This is a genomic window from Azospirillum agricola, assembly GCF_017876095.1.
Lineage (GTDB): Bacteria > Pseudomonadota > Alphaproteobacteria > Azospirillales > Azospirillaceae > Azospirillum > Azospirillum agricola.
On the sequence record NZ_JAGINM010000001.1, the window covers coordinates 286,782 to 304,176 of the forward strand.

Here is a 17,395-nt window from a genome sequence, read left to right on the forward strand (position 1 = left end):
CCTCGAAGCACTCCTCATCCCTGGCCTTGGAGCCTGTCGGATCCGCTTCCCACTCTCCGATTTCCGAGAATTCGAAGAATCTTCTTTGCAAAAATGGGTGAGCGATACTCCATCATAGACAGTACATTCGATTAACTTAAAATTTTACCGAAACACCCGCATCCAAGAGAACGCCCCGCTTTCACTCCATATCCTAATTAATTCTTTCACGACTTCGAACCGGATTTGGTCACAGCACGGAGATGCTCGCCAACATCGAGGCGAATACTGGTAATGTCTCGTTAACCATAACCGGCCAATCTCTGCCCAACGCAAACGGCAACGAGATTTCGCACCATGAGCATCGCCAAGGGCTTCCTGCACACGGATGGCAACCAGATCGTTGATTCCTCGGGTCAGAATGTGAAGCTCACGGGTGTCAACTGGTTTGGGGCGGAGGGCTACGCCTTCAACCCGAACGGGATGGACACCAAGGGTTACTGGCACATGATGGACCAGATGAAGACCCTGGGGTTCAACACCATCCGTCTGCCGTGGAGCGATGCGATGCTCGACGGCGACCGCAAGCCGACGGGCATCGACTATTCCAAGAATCCGGACCTCGAAGGCAAGAGCACGCTGGAGGTCTTCGACAAGATCATCGACTACGCCGGCCGCATCGGCCTGAAGGTCATCCTCGACCACCACCGTTCGGACGATGGCGCCTCGGCCAACGAGAACGGGCTCTGGTACACGGACAAGTACCCGGAGTCGAAGATGATCGAGAATTGGAAGATGCTGGCGACCCGCTACGCCGGCAACGACACGGTGGTCGGTGCCGACCTGCACAACGAGCCGCACGGGCAGGCCACCTGGGGCGACGGCAACATGGCGACCGACTGGGCCGCCGCCGCCGAGCGCATCGGCAACGCCATCCAGACCGTCAACAAGGACTGGCTGCTGATGGTGGAGGGCGTCGAGATCCAGGGCGACAGCTGGGAATGGTGGGGCGGCAACCTGCGTGGCGCCAAGGAGCACGGCATCGAATTCAACACGCCGGACAAGCTGGTCTACTCGGTCCACTCCTACGGCCCGTCGATCCACCAGATGAGCTGGTTCAACGACGAGGATTATCCGAACAACCTGCCGGAGGTCTACAACGACAACTGGGGCTGGATGCTGAAGGAGAACAAGCATCCGGTGCTGGTCGGCGAGTTCGGCGGCAAGCTCGACACCCAGCAGGACCAGCAGTACATCGCCAAGCTGATCCAGTACATGAACGGCGACTTCGACGGCAACGGCACCAACGACCTCGGCGCCGGCAAGCAGGGGGCGAGCTGGACCTACTGGTCGTGGAACCCGAACTCGGGCGACACCGGCGGCATCCTGAAGGACGACTGGACCAGCGTCGACTGGACCAAGATGAACGCCGTGAAGCCGGGTCTGTTCGCCGGCGGCGGCGGCGCACCGAAGGCGGCCTCGGCCTCCCTCGACGCCACGGCGGACCATGGCGCCGGCCAGACGGACGTCTGGGCGCACACGGTGGCGCAGGCCAACGCGGCCGACGCCTCGGCGGCCTCGGTCGCGGCGGACACCCACGGCACGACGACGGCGGGCGATCTGGCGGCCTTCGAGGCGGCGCAGCTCCACACCCTCCATCACGACGGCGATCCGGCCCTGGTCTGATGACCGGGGTCCGACAGGCCACGGAAGGCGTCGCGCGGTGAACGCATGGCCCCCCGTCCGCAAGGGCGGGGGGCTTTTTCTTGCCCGGTCCCGTCTTTGACTTATGCTTGGTGCCCGCGCCGCTTGCGCGCGCGGGGCCGCCTCGCTAACTATGCCTTCCTCATCGGACGGAGTGGACAAGTGCAGTACGTCAGCACGCGGGGCGCAGCCCCGGTTCTGGGTTTCGAGGACGTTCTCCTGGCCGGGCTGGCCCGTGACGGCGGCCTCTATGTGCCGGCGAGCTGGCCGCAATTCTCGGCCGACGAGATCCGGAGCCTGCGCGGGCTGCCCTACAGCGAGATCGCCGTCCGCGTGATGCTGCCCTTCCTGGGCGGCGCGATCGCCGAGGACGAGTTCCGCGCCATCGTCAAGGACGCCTACGCCTCCTTCGACCATGGCGCCGTCACCCCGCTGGTCCAGCTCGACCAGCGCACCTGGGTGCTGGAGTTGTTCCACGGGCCGACGCTGGCCTTCAAGGATGTGGCGCTGCAACTGCTCGGCCGCCTGTTCGACCATGTGCTGGCCAAGCGCGGCCAGCGGGTGACCATCGTCGGCGCCACCTCCGGCGACACCGGCTCGGCCGCCATCGAGGCCTGCCGCGACCGCCAGAACGTCGACATCTTCATCCTGCACCCAAAGGGCCGCACGTCCGAGGTGCAGCGCCGGCAGATGACCAGCGTTCTGTCGTCCAACGTCCACAACGTCGCGCTGCACGGCACCTTCGACGATTGCCAGGACATCGTGAAGGCGCTGTTCAACGACACGGATTTCCGTGACCGGATGGGGCTGTCGGCGGTGAACTCGATCAACTGGGCGCGCATCATGGCCCAGATCGTCTATTACTTCACCGCCGCCGTGGCGCTGGGCGCGCCCGACCGCAAGATCGCCTTCACCGTGCCGACCGGCAATTTCGGCAACGTCTACGCCGCCTACGGCGCGCGGGCGATGGGGCTGCCGATCGAGAAGCTGGTGGTGGGCTCGAATTCCAACGACATCCTGGCGCGCTTTTTTGCGAGCGGGACCATGTCCGCGGCGCCGGTCGTGCCTACTTTGAGTCCCAGCATGGACATCCAGATCTCCTCCAACTTCGAGCGGCTGCTGTTCGACCTGCTGGGCCGCGACGGCGCCGCCGTGACCGACGCGCTGAACCGTTTCCGGAGCGAGGGCCAGTTCGCCGTCACCGAGGCGCAGCTTGCCGACGCGCTGGCGATCTTCTCCGGCCACCGTGTCGACGAGGACGCCACCATGGCGACCGTCGCCGCCACATGGGAGGAGAGCGGCTATCTGCTCGACCCCCACACGGCGGTCGGCGTCGCCGCCGCCAAGGCCGACACGCTCGACCCGTCCGTCCCGATGGTGGTGCTCGCCACCGCGCACCCCGCCAAGTTCCCCGACGCGGTGGAGAAGGCGACCGGCCGCCGGCCGCCGCTGCCGCCCCGCCTTTCCGACCTTTACGAGCGCGAGGAGCGACTGTCCGAACTGCCCAATGACGTTGCGGCCGTTCAGGAGTTCGTCGCCGCCCGCGCCCGCGCCGCCCAGGAGGCCGCATGACCATCCGTGTGACGACACTGCCCAACGGGCTGCGCGTCGCGACCGACACCATGCCCGATGTGCAGTCCGTCTCGCTCGGCTGCTGGGTCGGGGTGGGAACCCGCAACGAGGCGGCCAGCGTCAACGGCGTGGCCCACCTCGTCGAGCACATGCTGTTCAAGGGCACCAAGCGCCGCTCGGCCTTCCGCATCTCCGAGGAGATCGAGAATGTCGGCGGGCAGCTCAACGCCTACACGACCCGCGAGCAGACCGCCTACTACGCCAAGGTCCTGCACGAGGACGCTCCGCTGGCGCTCGACATCCTCGCCGACATGATCCAGCACTCGGCGCTCGACGCCGAGGAGCTGGTGCGCGAGCGCACGGTGGTGTTGCAGGAGATCGGCCAGAGCGCGGACACCCCCGACGACATCATCTTCGACCATTTCCAGGCGACCGCCTATCCGGGGCAGGCGCTCGGCCGTCCGGTGCTGGGCTCGTCGGAGATCGTCGGCAGCCTGCCGCGCGAGGCGCTGGTCGATTACATCGGCGGCCATTACGGCGCGCCGGGCATGGTGCTGTCGGCCGCCGGCCGCATCGAGCATGACCGGATGGTCGATCTCGCCTTCAAGGCGTTCGGCGACCTGCCGGGCCACGCCCCGCCCAAGCCGGAGGCGGCGCGCTACGCCGGCGGCGACTACCGCGAGGCCCGCGACCTGGAGCAGATGCATCTGGTGCTCGGCTTCGACGGCGTCGGGGTGCATGATCCCGACTTCTACGCCCATTCGGTGCTGTCGACCCTGCTGGGCGGCGGCATGTCGTCCCGCCTGTTCCAGGAGGTGCGGGAGAAGCGCGGGCTGGTCTATTCCATCTACACCTTCACCGGCGGCTACCACGATGGCGGCCTGTTCGGCGTCTACGCCGGCACCGGCGAGGACGAGGTGGCGGAGCTGGTCCCGGTCGTCTGCGAGGAACTGGCCAAGGTCGGCGAGGACGTCACCGAGGACGAGGTCGCCCGCGCCCGCGCTCAGCTGAAGGCCGGCACGCTGATGGCGCTGGAAAGCACCATGTCGCGCTGCGAGCAGCTCGGCCAGCAGTTGCTGATCTACGACCGCCCGATCCCGGTCGAGGAGATCGTCACGAAGATCGACGCGGTGGACCGCGCCTCGGTGGTGAACGCCGCCCAGCGCCTGCGCCGCAGCCGTCCGACCGTCGCGGCGCTCGGCCCGATCGACCGGCTGGAAGACTACGACCGCATCGCGGAGCGTCTCGCCTGACGATGGGAACGCCGTCCATTCCCTTTCCACCCGTCCCGCTCTCCTCTCCCTCTCCCCCCTGGTGGGGGGCAGGGAGGCGGATGCGGGATTGGCGTCGTGAATGGACTCCGGGATGGTCGGCATGATCCGCCTGCTCGGCGGCGGCCTGATCAGCCCGCCGGCCATGCGGCTGGACGGGCCATCCTGCTACATCCGGCCCCCGCTGCCGCGCGACTGGCGCGAATGGGCCGATCTGCGGGCCGACTCCCGTGCCTTCCTCACCCCGTGGGAGCCGACCTGGCCGGCGGACGCGCTGACCCGCACCGCCTTCGGGCGGCGGCTGCGGCGGCAGGCCCAGGAATGGCGCGACGACGAGGGCTACAGCTTCCTGATCTTCGACCGCGACAGCGACGCGCTGGTCGGTGGGCTCGGCCTCACCAACATCCGGCGCGGTGTCGCCCAGATGGGAACGCTCGGCTATTGGGCCGGGCAGCGCCATGCCCGGCGCGGCTATGTCTCCGGTGGCACCCGGCTGATGCTCGATTTCGCCTTCGGGCAGTTGGGGCTGCACCGCATCGAGGCGGCCTGCCTGCCGACCAACCTCGCCAGCCGTGGCCTTCTCGAAAAGGTCGGATTCACGCACGAGGGCTACGCGCGCGGCTATCTGCGCATCGACGGGGCGTGGCGCGACCATGTGCTCTACGCGGTGCTGCGCGAGGAGTGGAAGGGGTAGGGGGATCGGCCGGAAGGGGCGGTCTACCACCATTTCGTACCGTTTTAGGACGATTGGCTTAACCAGCCATTAACCCGGCATCCCGCACAATTCGGCATGTTTGAACGCCACATATGGTGACAAAATGTCGATCAAGCCGATCTGGACGAAAGAAAGCCCCCACCGTTACGCCGTGGAGCATTCCGGTCGCCGCGTCGAGCTGCAATATGAGGAAGCCGGTTTCCAAAGCGGTTGGGCGGTCTATGCCGGTGAAACCCTGATTCGCCGCTGCGCCGAACTGATGCAGGCGCGTGGTGTCGCGGTGGCGGTCGCCACGGGCGCCGCCTGATGCCCTCGTCGCGCGGGTTGGGTGAACGCGACGGTTCGCCCAACGATGCGCGGCGGGGTGATGGCCAGGGAAGCGTCGCCTACTTCTTCGGCGGCGTGCCGGTCTGGTTTTGAGGCGTCTGGTGCTGCTGGCTCTCCGCCTGCTGCTTGGCCTCGTCCTTCTTGTTCGCCTCGTGGCGTCCAATAACGCAGCCCGCGGCCGCTCCGGCGACACCATGGCCGGACCCGACCATATGGCCGGCGGCGCCACCGACGGCCGCACCCTTCAGACACCCCTTGGCCTCCGCCCCCTGCGGAACGCCCGCCAAGCCCATGGCCAGGGCGGCAACGGCCAATGTCGCGGCAATCGCTTTCATGACGGCCTCCTTCTCGTTTGGTGAGAAGGAAACCTCCAGGGAGGTCGCGCTGTTCCTCGCGGCCCTGACAACCCTGCTCCCCTGTGGACGCCGGATCGACAGCGGATCACCGCCGCCCAATCACCTCTGCCCAATTACCTCTGGTCGAGCTTGATCTCGATGCGGCGGTTGCGGGACAGCGCCTCCTCCGAGGTGCCGGGGTCGAGGGGCTGGAACTCGCCGAAGCCGGCGGCGGCCAGACGCTCGGCCGGAATGCCCTGGTCGATCAGGTACTTGACCACTGAGATGGCGCGGGCCGAGGACAACTCCCAGTTCGACGGGAATTGCAGGCGCACCGGACGGATGTCGGTGTGGCCGTCCACCCGCAGCACCCAGCTGATGTCCGGCGGGATCGCCTTGCCGACCTCGATCAGCGTGCGCGCCAGATCGGCGAGCCGCTGCTTGCCCGCCTCCTCCAGCGTGGCCGAACCCGAGGGGAACAACAGCTCCGACTGGAAGACGAAGCGGTCGCCGACGACCCGCACGTCGGGGCGGCTGCCCAGCGCCTCGCGCACCCGGCCGAAGAATTCCGAGCGGTAGCGGGCCAGATCCTGCACCTTGGCGGCCAGCGCTTGGTTCAGCCGCGCGCCCAGCTCGGCGATCTGCACCTTCTGCTCGGCCGAGGCCTTCTCCGACGCCTCCAGCACCACGGCGATGCGGGCGAGCTGTTCGCGCAAGGCCAGAAGCTGCTGGTTGAGGATGTCGACCTGCTGGCGGCTCCTGCCGCCCTCCGCCTGCTCGCCGGCCAGCGACGCCAGAAGCTCCTTGATGCGGATGTCGCGCTGCTCGATCTCCTTCTGCGCCAGCATCGTCTTCTCGCCCGATTCGGCGAGCTGCGTCTCCAGCGCCTTGGCGCGGTCGCGCGTGGTGCCGAGTTCGGCGAGAAGCGCCTGCCGCTGCTCCTCGGTCAGGCGGGTCGCCGCGACCGCGGCGGCCAGTTCGCCCTCCAGCGTCCGCCGGGCCTCGCGCAGCGCCTTGATGTCGTTCTGGAGGCTGAGGACCTCCCTCAGCTTCAGCTCGAAACTCTCGCGGTCGACGCGGACGTTGCGCTGAAGCTCCTCCAGGGCGCGGGCGGTGCGGTCGCGGTCCTCCTGGAGCTGTCCCAGGCTGACCGTCATGTCGTCGCGCGTGGCGACGGAGCTTTGCAGCTCGGTCGAGAGCTGGGTGATGTTGACCCGCAGATCGGCGTTGGCCTCGCGCTCCAGCGCCAGCAGGTCGTTCATCTCCGCGACCTTGCGGTTGAGCGCCACAAGCTGCTCGTCGCGCCCGGTCAGCGCGGAGGCCAGATAGAACTGGGCCACCACGAAGACCATCAGCAGGAAGATGACGACCATCACCAGCGACGACAGGGCGTCCACCCAGCCGGGCCAGGCGCTGGCGTCGCGGTGACCGTTGCGGCGGCTGAGGCTGGCCATGAGGGTGTTCCTTGCTGGACGTCAGCGCTGCGGCTGGTCGGCCTCTTCGGCGAGCGCCGCGATGGTGCGGGCCAGCAGCTTGATCTCGCTGCGGATTTCCTGCACCGCCTGGACCCGGCCGCTGGAGGATTCCTCGACGATGCGGGCCAGATAGATGTCCATGTTGCGCAGATGCTGGCGCGATGCGTCGTCGAAGCCGCCGATCGCCGCCTCCGACAGACGGTCGAGCAGAGCCTTCATCTCGATCTGGCTCTCGCCCAGCCGCAGCAGGAGCTGCTGTTCGGCCCGCATGTGGTCGGTCAGGGTCGACAGACGCTCGGTCAGCGCCATCAGGTTGGCGTTGGCGGCGCGGCGCCCTTCCTCGGCGTTGGCGACGGTGCGCTGCAACGCCTCCATGTTCTCGGCGGTCTGCTCCAGCAGGGCATGCAGGTAGGCCGGGACGCCGTGGTCGCCGGTCTCCAGCCCGCCGGCCGCACCGCTCGACAGCCGGGTGGCGGTGGACAGCCAGTCCTCCAGATCCTGGAAGAAGCGGTTGTGGGCCTGGCTGGCCTGAAGCTCCAGGAAGCCCAGCACCAGCGAACCGGCGAGGCCGAACAGCGAGGAGCTGAAGGCGGTGCCCATGCCGACCAGCGGCGCTTCGAGGCCCTGCTGGAGGTTGGAGAACATGGCGCCGACGTCGCCGCCATGCACCGACAGGCTGCCGATCACGCCGCCGACCGACTGCACCGTGTGCAGCAGCCCCCAGAAGGTGCCGAGCAGGCCGAGGAAGATCAGCAGCCCGATCAGGTAGCGCGACAGCTCCCGCGATTCGTCGAGGCGCGAGGCGATGCCGTCGAGCAGCGAGCGCATCGACAGCGCCGACAGCATCAGCCGGCCGCGCCGCTCGCCCAGCATGCGGGCCATCGGCGCCAGCAGCACCGGTTCCTGCATGTTGGCGGCGGGGACGCCGGTCTGGTACTTGGCCAGCCACTCGACCTCCGGGCGGAGCATCAGCACCTGCCGGAAGATGAAGGCGATGCCGGCCACCAGCGTGGCGAGGATGACGCCGTTCAGCGGCGCGTTGTTCATGAAGGCGGAGCGCAGCGCCGGGAACAGAAGCCCGCTCACCGCCACCACCACGACCAGGAACAGGATCATCCGGGTCAGGAAGCGTTCCGGGCGTGTCATCGGGGCGGAGACCTCCAGCGGTCGGATCGGGGCGATTGCTGCGCTCATCGGGCCTCTGCGTTGGGCGATGCTACTCGTTGAGGAACTCGACATCGATGCGGTCCGGGGTGCCGCCGCTCCCGGTGTCGATGCCAAGCGCACGGACATCGATCCGGCTGCTGCGGACCCCGAAGGCGGTCAGCCGCTCGCGCAGCGACAGGGCACGGGCCAACGACAGTTGACGCGCCTCGCGGGCGGTTTCGCTCGTGCCGGTGGCGTAGGAGCGCAACTGCAAGCGTGCGGTGTCGCTGGCGCGCAGGCGCTGCACGATCCGGTCGACCGTCTCATCGGCCGCATCCGGCAGATTGGTGGCGGCGCCATCGAACACAAGGCTCAAAACAGCAGAGGGGGTGGCACTCGCCGCCGGGGGTGCCGCGTCGGGAGGAGGGGGAAGAGCGGCCGTCTCCGTTCGCGACGGAGCGGGGGAAACGGGGGAGGGTGGAGTTGCCGGAACCGGCGGAGCCGCCGCCACGGCCGGGGGCGGGGCGGGTGTCGCGGCCGGAGCCGGCGCCTTGCCGGGGGCCGGGGCCGTGCGTTGGGCCGCCCCCTCGATCAGATCGGGCAGCGGCGGGGCGGTCATCGGGACCGGGGTCACGAAGCGGGGTGGCGCCTTGACGGGTTTCTGGGAGCCGAGGTTGGGGCGCGGCGGGACGGGCAGGGGGGCCGCGTTCTCCAGCGTCAGCCGTTCCGGGGCGGCCTTGACCGGGGGAACCGCCGCGACGGCCGTACCGGCGCACAGGGTGCACAGGGCGACCGCGCGTCCGAACAGGATCGGCGCAGCGCGGCGCATGCGGTCGGCAAATTCCCAACGATCCAAGGCGATGATTCCACTTACACCCGAGGCCCCGGAACCATAGCCCATCGATCGCGTCAGCGACAATGGGCTTGGGGCCGGGGCATATTACGCCTTGGCGGGCTCGGCGCGCTTGTCGGCGGCACCCTTCAGCAGCCGGGTGACCGGCACCTGGAGGTGGGAGTTGGTCGCCAGGATCGAGCTGCCGAACACCGGGTTGCGGCCGCCGCCGATCTCGCCGACGAAGCCGCCGGCCTCGGTCACCAGCAGCGCGCCGGCCGCCGAGTCCCAGGGGGCCAGCCCGCGCTCCCAATAGCCGTCGAAGCGGCCGGCCGCGACATAGGCGAGGTCGAGCGACGCCGCGCCGAAGCGGCGGATGCCCGCCACCTCCTTCATCACCGCCTCGGCCTCGCCGAGGAAGCCGGCATGGTCGCCGCGCCCCTTGAAGGGAATGCCGGTGGCCAGCAGGCAGTCTTCCAGCCGGCGGCGCTCGGAGACGCGCAGGCGCTGGTGGTTCATGAAGCTGCCCTGGCCCTTCTCGGCCCAGAACATCTGGTCGCCGATCGGCTCATAGACGACGCCGGCGAGGATTTCGCCGTTCTTCTCCATGGCGATGGAGATGGCCCAGTGCGGCAGGCCGTGCAGGAAGTTGGTCGTGCCGTCGAGCGGGTCGACGATCCAGCGCGACGAGGCGTCGCTGCCCTTGCTGCTGCCGCTCTCCTCCATCAGGAAGCCGAAGTCGGGCCGCGCCTTCTGCAATTCCTCGCGCAGGATCTTCTCGGCCTTGAGGTCGGCGTTGGACACGAAGTCCGACGGGCCCTTGCGCGACACCTGGAGGTGTTCGACCTCGCCGAAGTCGCGGACGAGACCCTTGGCCGCCTTTTCGGCGGCGCGGACCATCACGTTGATGAGAGCGGAGCGGGTGGCCATGACCGTGAATGTACCGTTCTGTGCGGAAACCGGAAAAGAATACACCGGCCCCCGCGGAAAGCGAGGGCCGGTGGCATCGCGACAAACCGAAAAAGGTCAGTCCTTGGCGCGCTCGACATACTCGCCGGTGGCGGTGTCGACGACGACGCGGGTGCCGGCCTCGATGTGCGGCGGAACCAGGATCGAGACGCCGTTCTCCAGCTTGGCCGGCTTGTAGGAGGAGGAGGCCGTCTGGCCCTTCACCACCGGGTCGGACTCGGTGATGGTCAGGGTGACCTTGCCGGGAATCTCGACGCCGAGCGGGCTGCCCTCGTGGCTCTGCACGGTGACTTCCATGCCGTCCTGGAGGAAGACGGCCGGGTCGCCGATGATGTCGCGCGGAATGGCGACCTGCTCGAAGCTTTCCTTGTCCATGAAGGTGAAGCTGTCACCCTCGGCGTACAGGAAGGTCATCTCATGCTCGTCCAGGCGGGCCCGCTCAACCGTCTCCTGGGTTCGGAACCGTTCGATCGACTTGGTGCCGGTGCGCACGTCCTTCATTTCGAGCTGGATGAAGGCGCCGCCCTTGCCGGGCTGGACGATGGCGGTCTTCGTGATGACCCAGAGCTTTCCGTTGTGCTCCAGCACATGGCCGGGGCGCATCGTGTTGGCGTTGACCTTCATGGCTTACTCATGATTTCCAAGATACGGGCGGCGGCGACCCTAGCAGCTTGACCCGCCATAGGCAACGCCGCGCAAGGGTTCCCGCCGCTCCGTTCGGATGATTCCCGGTTGTTTTCTCCGCTTTCAGGCGATCTGGAACCAGGAGGTCTTCACCTGGTTCGCCGAAACGCCGGCCAGCGTCATCGAGCCGCCGTCGCCGAAGGACAGCCGCGCGTTGCCCTGGATGTCCGCCGACACGCTCCAGGACAGCCCGCCGGTCAGCATGATGCGGTCGCCCTGGGCGAAGCTGAAATCCTGCACGATGTCGGCGCCGCCGCCGGGGGTCGCCACGAAGCGGTCGGCTCCGGCGCCGCCGATCAGCAGGTCGTCGCCGGTGCCGCCGATCAGCGTGTCGGCTCCGGTGCCGCCGTCCAGCGTGTCGTTGCCGGCGCCGCCGAACAGCCGGTCCGCGCCGCCCAGACCGGACAGGCTGTTGTTCGAGCCGTTGCCGGTCAGGACGTTGTTCAGGCCGTTGCCGGTGCCGTTGGTGGCGCTGTTCAGCAGGGTCAGATTCTCCACCTGGTCGGGCAGGCTGGCGTCGATCCAGGCGCGGACCTCGTCGGTGCCGCCCCACAGCGTCTCGACGATGCGGTCCCTCGGGTTGTCGTAATAATAGATGTCGTTGCCGCTGCCGCCGACCATCACGTCTGCCCCGGCGCTGCCGTCCAGCAGGTCGTCGCCGCTGTTGCCGAACAGCCAGTCGTTGCCGTAGCCGCCGCGCAGTTCGTCGTCGCCGCCAAGCCCGATCTGGATGTCGGCACCTTCCTTGCCGTCCATGTAGTCGAACCCGGAGTTGCCGATCATCAGGTCGATGCCGGCGGTGCCTTGAAGCCAGTTTACCAGGGTCTTGCCGATCAGCAGGGCCATCTGTCCGCTCTCCGTCCGATGGGGGTGGAATGGAAGGGTCGTTGAACGGCTTCCACCCTAAATTTCGGACAAATACCTGTCTTTCGCGCGGACGGGTGATGGCCGGGAAGGGAGGGCGCGTCCGGCGGCGATACCCTGTTCGCGGGGCGGACGCGCGTCCGCGCCCGGCCCTTGCGGTTCGGGAGCGCCGATGGTCTGATGCCGGCGCTTTCGCGTTCCGCCCCGCCGCCCCTTCGAGGTCGTTCGTCCGATGCCGTCTTCCTCCATGCTTCCCCCCTGGCATCCCCGCGAGTTCGCCCGCCGCCGCCCCTTCCTGTCCGCGCGCGGGCGGGTGCTGGGGGCGGTCCGCCGCTTCTTCGAGGAGCACGCCTTCGTCGAGGTCGACACCCCGGCGCTCCAGGTCTCGCCGGGGATGGAGCCGCATCTCCAGGCCTTCGCGACCGACCTCCAGGGGCCGCACCCCGACGACCGCCGCCGGCTGTACCTGCACACCAGCCCGGAATTCGCCATGAAGAAGCTGCTGGTCGCCGGGGTGCCGCGCCTCTGGCAACTGGCGCACGTCTATCGCAACGGCGAGCGCTCGGGCACCCACGCGCCGGAATTCTCGATGCTGGAATGGTACCGGGCGGGGGAGGGCTACCGCAGCCTGATCGGGGATTGCCAGGAGCTGCTGCGCGGCGGGGCGGAAGCCGGCGGGCACCGCCGCTTCGCCTTCCGCGGCATGGAGTGCGATCCCTTCAAGGAGTGGCGCATCCTGACGGTGCCCGACGCCTTCCTCGAATATGCCGGGATCGACCTGATGGCGACCTGCGACGGCGGCCACGAGCCCGATCCGGCGGCGCTGGCCGCGGAATCGGCGCGGATCGGCATCGCGCCGCACGACGGCGACCGCTGGGAGGACATCGTCTTCCGGATCATGTTCGACCGCATCGAGCCGCATCTTGGGGCCGGCGTGCCCTGCGTGCTGACCGACTACCCGCTGTGCATGGCGGCGCTGTCGCGGCCGAAGCCGGACAATCCCCGGCTGGCCGAGCGGTTCGAGCTGTACGCCTGCGGGCTGGAACTGGCCAACGCCTTCGGCGAGCTGACCGACGCGGCGACCCAGCGCGCCCGCTTCGAGGCGGACATGGAGCTGAAGCAGCGCCTCTACGGCGAGCGCTTCCCGGTGGACGAGGAGTTCCTCGCCGCGCTGGAGCACGGCATGCCGGAGAGCAGCGGCATCGCCATGGGCTTCGACCGGCTGGCGATGCTGTGCAGCGGGGCGGAGGACATCGGGCAGGTGCTCTGGCTGCCGGTGGCCGACCCAGCTGGGTGACGGGGGCAAGGAAAGGAAAAGCCGCCGGACGGGCATCCGGCGGCTCTCATCAGGCGTCTGTGCGGCGGATCAGAAGGAGATCTTGGCCTGGAGGCCGATCAGGTCGATGCCGCCCGAGTAGCGGACGTCGAGGTTGCCGCGCCCCGACTCCGGCCCGGTCAGATCGTCGGTCAGATGGACCGAGGTCTTCGGCACGAACAGGTGGGTGTAGGCCGCATCGATCTGGATGTTCTCGGTGACGCGGTAGCCGGCGCCGACCGAGAGCCAGTAGCGGTTCTGCTCGGGAATGCGGGAGGTGCGGTACTCGACGTCGACCGCCGCCTTGTCGAAGGCGACACCGCCGCGCAGGGTGAGGTCGTCCGTCACCTTGTAGGCGGTGCCGAGCGAGAAGAACCAGGTGTCGCGCCACTTCTCCTCGGTCAGCTGGGTCAGCGCCGGGTTGTCGACGACGACGCGCAGTTCATGGAAGCGCGACCAGTTGGTCCACTGGACGTCGCCCATCACCGACCATTTGCTGTTCACCTCGTGGTAGAGGCCGAGCGAGGCGCTGTCCGGAGTCACCAGCTTGGCGCTGCCGCCCTGCTTCGGAAGCAGCCCGGCGAGGCCGGCCGGCAGGCCGGTGAAGCTGATGTCGCCGGTGATCTGGTGCTTGATGGCCGAACGGTAGCCGAGGCCGATGCGCGTGCCCTTGACCGGCTCGTAGAGCAGGCCGGCGGTCATGCCCCAGCCCCAGTCGTCGCCGACCACGTCGCTGTTGACGTCCAGCGAGCCCGGCGTGCGGCCGAGACGCACCGCGAAGTCCGAGGATTGCGACAGCTTGGCCTTGGCGTACTGGATCTGCACGCCGGCACCCAGCGTCAGCTCCGGGGTAACGCGGTAGGAGACGGTGGGCGTGAAGTTGTAGGTGCGCAGGTCGGAACGGGTGCCGTGGTAGCGGCCAACCCAGTTGTCGCCATAGTCGGTGACGAGGCCGAAGGGGCCGTTGGCCGACAGGCCGAGCTTCAGGTCGTCGTTGACCGAATAGACGAAGTAGCCGGCGGGAACCAGCGCGTCCTGGCCGATGTCGCCCGGGCTGGAGTTGCCGCTGATCGCGGTGCCGCCGAGCCGCGCCGCGCGGGTTGCGCGGGCGCTGTCCACCTTGGTGCCGATGATCACGCCGGTGGCGGTCTGCACGATCTGCGTTCCCGAAACCAGCCCCATGGTCGCCGGATTGAAGAACATCGAACTGGCGTCGCCGTTGCCGCCCGCGGTCACGCCGGCGAAGGCGGTGCCCTGTCCCGACACGCTCTGCTCGCGCAGCGCGAAGCCGGCCGCCTCGGCGGTGTTCGGCGCGGCGAGCGGCGCCGCCACGGCGATGGCGGCGGCCGCGGTCAGCAGACGGTTTCTCAGCGTCACGAAGGGCATTTGGTTCCTTCCCCAGATTGTGTTGTTGACGCTATGATACACAAACTGACGCTTACGTAAAGAGCCGCGGATTATCGATCAGTTCGCTCAACAAACAATGCAATCGCGAGGATGCGCTTGCCAAGCCGCTGTGTTTGAAGGGGTTCGTTTTGGCGAGAAACTGATGCTTCCGCGCAACGTCCGTGCGTCACGAGGTCGCGGAAGGCGCGAGCGCGGTGGAGATTCAGGCGAACAGGGCGGCCAGGGCGGCGAAGGCCTCGCGCAGGATGTTGTGCTCGTCGCTCCACACCAGCTTGGCGGTGATGGCGACGGAGGCGACGATCAGCATCGGGCGCACGATTCGCGCCCCGTTGCGGATGACCATATGCGCGCCGAGCTGGGCGCCGATGGACTGGCCGGCGCCCATCAGCAGCCCGACCGTCCACAGCACATGGCCGCCGACGATGAAGAAGATCAGCGCCGCGATGTTGCTGGTCAGGTTCAGCACCTTGGTGTGCGCCGTGGCCTTGCGCAGGTTGTGGCCGAGCAGCGAGACGAAGGCGATGGTGAAGAAGGTCCCGGTCCCCGGCCCGAAGAAGCCGTCGTAGAAGCCGATGCCGGTGCCGACCGAGAAGGCGAAGGCGTGCTCGCCGATGCGCTGGTGGGCGTCCATGTCGCCGGCCTTGGGCGACAGCAGCAGATAGAGCGCGATGCCGATCAGCAGGATCGGGATGACGTCGCGCAGGAAGCTCGAATCGAGAAGCTGCACCAGGATGGCGCCGAACGCCGACCCGACGAAGGTGCAGGCGATCATCGTGCGCATGGCGCCGGGATGCACCTCGCCCCGGCGGACGAACTTGATGGTGGCCGACAGCGACCCGAAGCTCGATTGCAGCTTGTTCGTCGCCAGCGCCTCGGCCGGCGTGATGCCGGCGGCGAGCAGCGCCGGGATGGTCAGCAGCCCACCGCCGCCCGCGATGGCGTCGACGAAGCCGGCGAGCAGGCCGACGGCAAACAGCGTGCCCAGAATCTCGGGCGTCAGCAGATCCATGATCGAGTCCGTATCGGCGCGGCCTCGTCAGCCGGCGCTCGTCTCCCCGTCGTCGCCGGAGGGGTCGGGGGAGATTCCGGCCGAGAGGTCGGTCGAGAAGTCGGTCGTGACGGTCCAGCCGCTGGGGGCGGCGGCGATGGCCGCGTTCAGCGCCTTGACCCCGGCGCCCGGCCCGTCCGGATGACCCCAGACGGCGTTGACCACCGCCAGGAAGTCGGCGCCGGCCGACACCAGCGGCGCGCAGTTGGCGGCGGTGATGCCGCCGATGGCCACGCAGGGAACCTCCATCAGCTCGGCCCACCAGTGCAGCAGGTCGGGCACGGCGTGGTGTTCCGTGGCCTTGGTGTCCGTCGGGAAGAAGGCCCCGAAGGCGACGTAGTCGGCCCCATCCTCCGCCGCGACCATGGCGAGGTGGCGGCTGTCGTGGCAGGTCACGCCGACGATGGCGTCGCTGCCCATGATCTTGCGCGCGTCGCGGTAGGGCGTGTCGCTCTGCCCGACATGCACGCCGTCGCAGCCCATCTCGCGGGCCAGCCGCGGATGGTCGTTCAGGATGAAGGCGACCTCGCGTTCCTGGGCGATCGGGCGCAGCGCGTCGCAGGCGCGGCGGATCGCGTCGTCGGAACAGTCCTTCAGGCGAAGCTGGACGCAGGCGACGTCGCCGGCGTCGAGAGCCTCGGCCAGAAGCGGCGCGAACGCCGCCGGCTCCAGGGCCGGCGGCGTCACGAGGTACAGGCGGCAGGCGGAGGGTTCCGCCCGCGTCGTCTTTCCCTTGGCCAAGTCTTACTCCCGGCCCTGGTAGATCTTCATGATCCGGTCGAGCAGCTTGAGGGCGTCCTCGCGCGGGCGCTGGAAGGCGTTGCGGCCGATGATCGAGCCGTTGCCGCCGCCGTCGCGGATGGCGCGGGCGTCCTCGAACACCGCGTCCTCGCCCTTGGTGGCGCCGCCGGAGAAGACCACGATGCGGCGGCCGTTGAAGGCGCACTGCATGATGTGCTTCACGCGCTCGGCCTGGGTGCCGATGGCGATCTGCTTGGACTCGTAGACCTTCTTGGCCTCGGCCTGCTCAAGGTGGGCCGAGGGCAGCTTCACCTTGATGATGTGGGCGCCGAGCAGGGCCGCCATGTGGGCGGCGTAGCCGATCACGTCGATCGCCAGCTCGCCGTCCTTGGTGACGGCGCCGCCGCGCGGGTAGGACCACAGCACGGTGGCGAGGCCGTAGGACTTCGCCTCCTTCGACAGCTCGCGGAACTCCTCGTACTGGGAGTACATGGCGTCGGAGCCGGGGTAGATGGTGAAGCCGATGGCCGAGGCGCCGATGCGCAGCGCGTCCTGCACCGAGGCGGTGACGGCCTGGTCGGCGGCTTCCTTCTGGGTGGACAGGCTGTTGGCGCTGTTCATCTTCAGGATCAGCGGGATCGAGCCGGCGAAGGTGCCGGCGCCGGCTTCCAGCGAGCCCAGGGGGGCGGCGTAGGCGTTGCAGCCGGCGTCGATGGCGAGCTGGTAGTGATAGTGCGGGTCGTAGCCGGCGTCGTTGGGGCCGAAGCTGCGGGCCGGGCCATGCTCGAAGCCCTGGTCGACGGGCAGGATCACCAGCTTGCCGGTGCCGCCCAGCTTGCCTTCCATCAGGATGCGGGCGAGGTTCGCCTTGGTGCCGGGATTGTCGCTCTCGTAGTTGGCGAGAATGTCTTTGACGCGGCGAGTGAGCTTCATTGTGGCTCTTCCCCTGGGCTTTTCTGGAATGGCGCCGTCTTAGCCCAGAGCGGCCCGCTTTGCAACGGCGGGAGGGTC

The 17,395-nt window shown here is 68.3% G+C and carries 17 protein-coding genes; 6 read left to right on the top strand and 11 right to left on the bottom strand.

Translation table 11 applies throughout. The features are described from left to right. Window positions 1–336: 336 nt before the first annotated feature. From J2847_RS01370 to J2847_RS01390, 5 genes are all read left to right on the top strand, one after another. On the top strand, window positions 337–1,665 hold the full coding sequence (locus J2847_RS01370; protein ID WP_209776456.1) for a glycoside hydrolase family 5 protein: 1,329 nt from the start codon (window positions 337–339) through the stop codon (window positions 1,663–1,665). Between the two features lie 180 nt (window positions 1,666–1,845). After that, on the top strand, window positions 1,846–3,255 hold the full coding sequence (gene thrC / locus J2847_RS01375; RefSeq protein WP_209776457.1) for a threonine synthase: 1,410 nt from the start codon (window positions 1,846–1,848) through the stop codon (window positions 3,253–3,255). After that, a complete protein-coding gene (locus J2847_RS01380) occupies window positions 3,252–4,508 on the top strand; it encodes a M16 family metallopeptidase (RefSeq protein ID WP_209776459.1) in 1,257 nt (418 codons plus the stop codon). The genes thrC and J2847_RS01380 overlap by 4 nt, the downstream gene beginning before the upstream one ends. A 121-nt stretch (window positions 4,509–4,629) precedes the next feature. Next, on the top strand, window positions 4,630–5,220 hold the full coding sequence (locus J2847_RS01385; protein ID WP_209776724.1) for a GNAT family N-acetyltransferase: 591 nt from the start codon (window positions 4,630–4,632) through the stop codon (window positions 5,218–5,220). Between the two features lie 124 nt (window positions 5,221–5,344). After that, entirely contained in the window at window positions 5,345–5,548 is a 204-nt protein-coding gene (locus tag J2847_RS01390) for a hypothetical protein (RefSeq protein WP_209776461.1), read from the top strand. 79 nt (window positions 5,549–5,627) lie between these two features. On the opposite strand, the gene J2847_RS01395 is transcribed toward J2847_RS01390, so the two are convergent. The 7 genes from J2847_RS01395 to J2847_RS01425 form a co-directional block, all read right to left on the bottom strand. After that, window positions 5,628–5,903 carry a hypothetical protein gene (locus tag J2847_RS01395; RefSeq protein ID WP_233474211.1) on the bottom strand — a complete coding sequence of 92 codons (276 nt, stop codon included), beginning with the start codon at window positions 5,901–5,903 and terminating at the stop codon, window positions 5,628–5,630. A 134-nt stretch (window positions 5,904–6,037) separates the two neighbouring features. Further along, window positions 6,038–7,357, bottom strand: a complete 1,320-nt coding sequence (locus J2847_RS01400) for a peptidoglycan -binding protein (protein ID WP_209776462.1) — start codon at window positions 7,355–7,357, stop codon at window positions 6,038–6,040. A gap of 21 nt (window positions 7,358–7,378) precedes the next feature. Next, complete coding sequence (locus J2847_RS01405; protein ID WP_233474212.1) at window positions 7,379–8,572, bottom strand: DNA repair protein RecN; 1,194 nt, start codon at window positions 8,570–8,572, stop codon at window positions 7,379–7,381. Window positions 8,573–8,594: 22 nt separating this feature from the next. Next, window positions 8,595–9,353, bottom strand: coding sequence for an OmpA family protein (locus tag J2847_RS01410; protein WP_209776464.1), 759 nt, complete (start codon window positions 9,351–9,353; stop codon window positions 8,595–8,597). 111 nt (window positions 9,354–9,464) lie between these two features. Beyond that, a complete protein-coding gene (locus tag J2847_RS01415; RefSeq protein WP_209776465.1) occupies window positions 9,465–10,286 on the bottom strand; it encodes an inositol monophosphatase family protein in 822 nt (273 codons plus the stop codon). A 96-nt stretch (window positions 10,287–10,382) separates the two neighbouring features. Then, window positions 10,383–10,949, bottom strand: a complete 567-nt coding sequence (gene efp / locus J2847_RS01420; RefSeq protein ID WP_209776467.1) for an elongation factor P — start codon at window positions 10,947–10,949, stop codon at window positions 10,383–10,385. Window positions 10,950–11,072: 123 nt separating this feature from the next. Further along, on the bottom strand, window positions 11,073–11,855 hold the full coding sequence (locus J2847_RS01425; protein WP_209776468.1) for a calcium-binding protein: 783 nt from the start codon (window positions 11,853–11,855) through the stop codon (window positions 11,073–11,075). Window positions 11,856–12,105: 250 nt separating this feature from the next. On the opposite strand from J2847_RS01425, the gene epmA reads away from it, so the two are divergent. Continuing rightward, complete coding sequence (gene epmA, locus J2847_RS01430; protein ID WP_209776470.1) at window positions 12,106–13,170, top strand: EF-P lysine aminoacylase EpmA; 1,065 nt, start codon at window positions 12,106–12,108, stop codon at window positions 13,168–13,170. Between the two features lie 69 nt (window positions 13,171–13,239). Here the strand turns inward: epmA and J2847_RS01435 are convergent, their stop codons facing one another. From J2847_RS01435 to J2847_RS01450, 4 genes are all read right to left on the bottom strand, one after another. Further along, entirely contained in the window at window positions 13,240–14,574 is a 1,335-nt protein-coding gene (locus J2847_RS01435; RefSeq protein WP_209776472.1) for an OmpP1/FadL family transporter, read from the bottom strand. Window positions 14,575–14,797: 223 nt separating this feature from the next. Further along, entirely contained in the window at window positions 14,798–15,604 is an 807-nt protein-coding gene (locus tag J2847_RS01440) for a TSUP family transporter (protein WP_209776473.1), read from the bottom strand. A 27-nt stretch (window positions 15,605–15,631) separates the two neighbouring features. Continuing rightward, window positions 15,632–16,384, bottom strand: a complete 753-nt coding sequence (gene thiE, locus J2847_RS01445; protein ID WP_209776475.1) for a thiamine phosphate synthase — start codon at window positions 16,382–16,384, stop codon at window positions 15,632–15,634. Between the two features lie 3 nt (window positions 16,385–16,387). Then, entirely contained in the window at window positions 16,388–17,317 is a 930-nt protein-coding gene (locus J2847_RS01450; protein WP_085556329.1) for a class I fructose-bisphosphate aldolase, read from the bottom strand. Window positions 17,318–17,395: the final 78 nt, after the last annotated feature.